General features: G+C 74.1%; 3 protein-coding genes. All 3 read right to left on the bottom strand.

Annotation, left to right across the window (positions count from 1 at the left end):
• The coding region (locus tag AC5LSR_RS09370) for a hypothetical protein (RefSeq protein ID WP_493468357.1) at nucleotides 1-216 on the bottom strand (216 nt) is incomplete at its 3' end.
• Between the two features lie 191 nt (nucleotides 217-407).
• On the bottom strand, nucleotides 408-2,366 hold the full coding sequence (gene larC, locus AC5LSR_RS09365; protein WP_493468356.1) for a nickel pincer cofactor biosynthesis protein LarC: 1,959 nt from the start codon (nucleotides 2,364-2,366) through the stop codon (nucleotides 408-410).
• Nucleotides 2,367-2,716: 350 nt separating this feature from the next.
• Nucleotides 2,717-3,787, bottom strand: coding sequence for a glycosyltransferase family 9 protein (locus AC5LSR_RS09360; protein ID WP_250286266.1), 1,071 nt, complete (start codon nucleotides 3,785-3,787; stop codon nucleotides 2,717-2,719).
• Between the last annotated feature and the right edge of the window lie 64 nt (nucleotides 3,788-3,851).

Below are 3,851 nucleotides of genomic sequence, written 5' to 3'. Positions count from 1 at the left end.
AGCCTCGGCGCCGGGGGAGCCGTTCACACTGATGCGCGGCGGTGTGAGGCCGTTCATCGGCTGCGGATCCCCGGTGGCGCCGGCCCGTCGCCCGGCCTCCTGCCGTGGCTGCGCGGTGTACGAGATCTCCCTGGCGTACGAGGCCCCGTTCAGGGTCTCGTTGCCCGGCTCGACCGGATCCGGCGGCGGGCAGGAGCGGGACGATGACGGTGACATCGACTGTCACTCCCCCCGATCGGTTCGCGTCCACGGTGCACTACATCCAAATCCAACTACATTGACATATCAGCCTGTTCGGTTACCCGATCAGGGGCCGCGGATAGGCCTGGACGCCGGTGACACGCTCGCGGGAGTCCGTCCGGCTGGTCTCCTGCCGTCCCCACCAGCCGATGTGCGCCGGACACGGCTCAGGACGACATGTCGGTCCGCGCGTCACCGTCACCGGTGCCGGTGACGGTGACGTCCGCCGCGCCGCTCCCGCCCGTGGTATGGATCTTGCCCGTGGTACGGGTGCCGTCCGCGCTGGCGGTGCCGCCGCTGATGTTGGTGATACCCCTGATGCCGGTGTCATCACCGTCGCCGTGGCTGGCCGGGGGAAGGGACGCTCCGCCGGTGCCCAGTGCGGCCGCGGCCGCCGCCGCCAGGACCCAGCGGGCCGGCTGCCCCAGCCGGGCCGCGGCCCGCCGCACGTCGTCCCATTCGGGCTGGGCGGTGACGGCCCGGCCGCCGGCAAGCATGCCGATCTTCACGGCGACGGTCTCGCCGCCCACGTCCACGGTGCGGAAGGCCCGGTCCAGGGCCCGCTTGCGCACCGTTGTCTCGCGCAGGCCGAGGGTGGGAGTGTGCAGGAAGACCAGCCGTCGGACGGCGTCGGCGTGCGTCGCCCGGACAAGCACCGACAGGGTGTGCGCCGGCCGGCCCTTCTTCATCAGGATCGGCGTCAGCCAGACGTCGCGGGCGCCCGCCGCCAGGAGCACGGCCATGATCTCCGGCCAGGCGCGCGGGTCGAGGTCGTCGACGTTGGTCTCGATGAGCAGTTCGTCGACCGCGCCGGGGGTGCCCGTGCCGGGAGCCTCCGGGACGGCGGCATCCGGCACGGGACCGTCCGGCGCCTCCCGCGGCGCGAAGCTGTCCGGCGCCTGGGAGTCCTGGGAGTCCTGGGAGCCCAGGGAGCCCAGGGAGCCCAGGGGTGCGCGGGAAGGCGGAGTGCGGGGAAGGTGCGCGCGGACGCCGGCCATCGGGACCGGGACCGGCGGGCCTGGCCGCGGGGCGTGCCCCACGACCAGCCGGACGATGTTGGGCCGGTCCGGGATGTCACGCCGGCCGGCGCCGACCCCGACCGCCAGCACCCGCATCGGCGGGAGCGGGCCGGACGCGTCCGCGTGGGCCGCCACGAGCGCCGCCCCGGTCGGCGTGCACAGTTCCACGTCCACCGGCCCGCCGCGGCCCGGCAGCCCGGCGGCCCGCAGCAGCTCCAGCACGGCCGGGCCGGGTACCGGCAGGACGCCGTGCTCGGTACGGGCCGATCCACCACCGAGCGCCACCGTGGACACGACGAGCTGGTCGAGGCCGAGCGCGGCGATCCCGGCGCAGACGCCGACCACGTCGGCGAGCGCGTCGAGCGCCCCGACCTCGTGGAAGTGCACCTCGTCGGCGGGGATGCCGTGGACGGCCGCCTCGGCCTCGGCCAGCGCGGCGAAGGTGGCCAGCGCGCGTTCACGGACCGTGTCGGCCAGCGCTGCCCGGGCCAGCAGCCGGCGGACGTCCGGCCAGGTACGGCGGGGATGCCCACCGGCCGGCCCGTCGAACCGGCCGTCGTCGCCATGGCCGTGATGATGGCGGTGCCCATGATGATCGTTGTGTGTGCCAGGTCTGGTGCCGGAGGCGGCCGCGGTGCCTCCGACGCCCTTGTCGACGTTCCCGTCAGCGTCGCTCCTGTCGTCGCCACCGGTTTCAGCGATATCGCTACCGGTGATCACACGGACGCGGGTGGCCGCCAGCCCCGCTCTGGACGCGGTGCCGACATCCAGCCGGACGGGGAGACCCAGCGCCTCGACGGCATCGCCGATCACCCCGGTGGGCCGGCCCGTTCCGGCGAGCGCGCCGGTCAGGGCGCCGAGCAGCATGTCCCCGCTCACCCCGCTGGACAGGTCGAGCCATCCGATCCGGAGCTGCCCGGCGGCGGGATCCGGCCCGGCCGGCCGGGCGGGCCGGGGGCCGGTGGACGGCGGTCTGGCGTCGGTCATCAGCAGGTCGGCCCCGAACGGCGGGTCGGGCCCGAGCGGGACACTCGAGCCACACGGAATGATCATCGAACGGTACGAACGGTACGGGTAGGACGCGAGAAAGACGGTGCGGGAACGCACAGGAACATGCAAGAACATGCAAGAACATGCAGGATGACGCAAGAGGGACAAGGCCGTCCCGCCGGCACGCCGGCACGCCGGCAAACCCGTCCGTATATCGTCCGGACGGTTTCCCGAATCATCCTCTGATCATTTCTGGACTGATCATTTCCGGATTATCGCCGGATCGCCCGTCCGGATCACTCGCTCGGGCCGTTCGTCCGGGCCACCGCCCGGTGGACGCCGGTCCGGCACGGGCGGCCGTCCGGGCACTGACCTGCGCGATCGGGGATCCCAGGCCGGCTGGCGACTCGCCGGGCACGCCACCGACACTCCCGAGCCCCGCGGACGTCCTAACTGGCCGGTGTCCTTCACCGACCGGATTCCTCACCGGTTGGAGGATGGCCCGTGGGCAGCGCGGCCACCGCCCGCAGGACGTCCGCTGGCGTTATCGGGTCCACGACCTGATCGGTGCTGGCCGCGGCGGAACCGTTCCGGTCCGCGGATCCCCGCTCTCCGGACCACAGCGCGACATGTTGACCACGGCCCGGTGGTGGTCCCCACCGGGCCGGTGGCACCGGCCCGAACAGCAGTACGGACGGCGTCCCGTAGGCGGTCGCGAGATGGCCTACCCCGGTGTTGGCCGCGAGCAGCAGCGACCCGGCGGCCACCAGCGCGCACAGCTCGGGCAGGCTGGTCGATCCGGCGAGCACGGCCGCGGGAGGCAGCCCGGCCTCCCGCGCGACCGTCCGCGCCAGTTCCGTCTCCTGCGGGCTTCCCGTCACGACCACCTGGTGACTGTTGGTGGCGAGTGCCCGCGCCACCAGCGCCCACTGCCGTGCCGGCCAGCGGCGGACCGGGTGCGCGCCACCTGGATGCACGATCGTCGCGCCGCCGACGACCGGGGGGACGGCCGGCCGGGGCAGGAAGAGGTCGTCCGGGTCGCAGGCGACTCCGTGTGCCTCCATCAGCCGGCACCATCGCGCCACCTCGCGTTCCTCGCCGGCCTGGCGTTCCCAGGGGCCGCCGCGGTGCTCCCGCGGGGCGTGCCGCCTGTTGCCGGGCGGGGTGTCCAGGTCCCAGGACACCCCGCCCGGCAGGTCGAAGGCCCACAGCTCCGCGGGCGCCGTCGCGCGCAGCGCCATCGTCGAGGCCGGTCCCCGGCCGTGCAGGTTCACCGCCAGCGCCGGCCGCTGGACAGCCACCGGGCCCAGCTTCGGCGTGTCCACGACACCGTCGACCGCCCCGGACAGCAGCGCCACCGGTTCCAGCCACTGTGGCGTGGCCAGCAGGATCCGCGCGTCCGGCCGGGCCCGGCGCAGGCCGCGCAGCGCGGGCAGGGCGGTCAGCAGGTCACTGAGGCCGAGGGCGCGCAGCGCGACGACCGTTCCGGCCGGGCTGCGGCGGGAGAGCCGGTAACGACCGCTGTCACGACTGGTCACAGGTAGGGATTCTCCAGTGAGGGGGATGGTGGGACGCACGACGCTCCGTCCCGATTGGTCCTGT

The sequence above is a fragment of the Protofrankia sp. CiP1_Cm_nod4 genome (assembly GCF_982290645.1).
Note: the sequence above shows the minus strand (reverse complement) of the source record. Positions and strands in the feature narration are given on the sequence as shown.